The 1,206-nt window shown below is 52.6% G+C and carries 2 protein-coding genes; both read left to right on the top strand.

Features of this window, described 5'->3' with window-relative positions; all coding sequences use genetic code 11:
- Window positions 1-157: 157 nt before the first annotated feature.
- A complete protein-coding gene (locus ACXRVY_RS30180) occupies window positions 158-364 on the top strand; it encodes a hypothetical protein (RefSeq protein WP_457266075.1) in 207 nt (68 codons plus the stop codon).
- 373 nt (window positions 365-737) lie between these two features.
- Window positions 738-1,206, top strand: a 469-nt coding sequence (locus ACXRVY_RS30185) for a hypothetical protein (protein WP_458239097.1), incomplete at its 3' end; no start/stop codon positions are given.

Raw genomic sequence — 1,206 nt, forward strand, 5'->3', positions numbered from 1 at the left:
GTCCGGGAAACTGTCGCTTCATCTTGGTAGATAGCTGATAAACAGTTCAAATCTGCAAGGAAATGCAAGATCATGAACACCTGCCACAATGGATAGGTAGCCTTTGCTGCAAGGACGCTGGCGATCGTAAGAATTGTTTGCCGCGAGAGGTTTCGCCATGCTCCTCAAAGTCATTGTCATCTGGTCATTGCTGTCGATCATCGTCGCCGCCGTGTTCTGTCGCCTGATGCATAACGCCAAGGTCGCCGACCGGGCGCTCAAGATCACCCGGCCGGATCATGAGACTCATGAACGAAACGTTGGCAATGCGTCCATGCCCCGGGACAAAAGTGGCAGCGACGATTCGGATTACCACGCGGCTTGAGCCATTCAGGGCGTTCCTGCACTCAAAAAAAAACCGGCTGTTCACAGACTGTGTGAAAACCTGCAATTTGCACGGTGCTCAAAGAAATTGCTCCGTATCGAAAGATACGGAGCAATTTTCTTTATGACTTACATCTAGGGAGATGTCCCGCAGATTGCTATGTTTTCACGCAGCCTGTGTAATTTCCMTGTAGGAAATGGGTTGTTTGTTATTGCGAAAATTCCTATTCGTTCATTTTGGCTATGCCGTTGGATTGCTTTCAGCACGCGTCCCACCGTCTTATTCGTCGTCGCCCAATATTCCCTCTGCTCAGCGCTTCTGCCGAGATGAGAAGGAAAGGCAACTCAAACCGATGACGATAAGGAAGTTGCAAATGAATGCACCTGTGCACCCCTTGTATACCAACGAAGTTTCTCCTGAGTTTCTCTGCAGTCTTGACGCCCCCCATTTCACAGAAGAACGACTTGCGCACTTTTGCGACGAAGCTCTGGCGGTTGTTCGCCAGCAGCAGGCTTACGTAGAAGCTCATCCCACTCGCGCCGTTTATCGATTTGCAACCGAAGGTAGCCAAACCCGCGATGGCGGGGTAGTCCAGCAAGCGACATCGCCGCTGACGTTCACATTGGACAGCGGTCAGAAAGTACGTGCGGCACAGAAAGGCGATTACGTCCTGTACGCCGATGGGCGTACGGCGCAGATCGTCACGGGCGCGGGTCAAGGGAATAGCCATTTAGCGCTGGTCGGCAGCCGTCTCTGCAATGGCGACGAGGTCATCAACACCTTACAAGGCGGTTGTTTGTTGGTGGGGCGTGAAGGTGTGCCGATGGCCGAGGGCTTTCTGC

This window comes from Pseudomonas sp. P5_A2_2 (assembly GCF_054177685.1).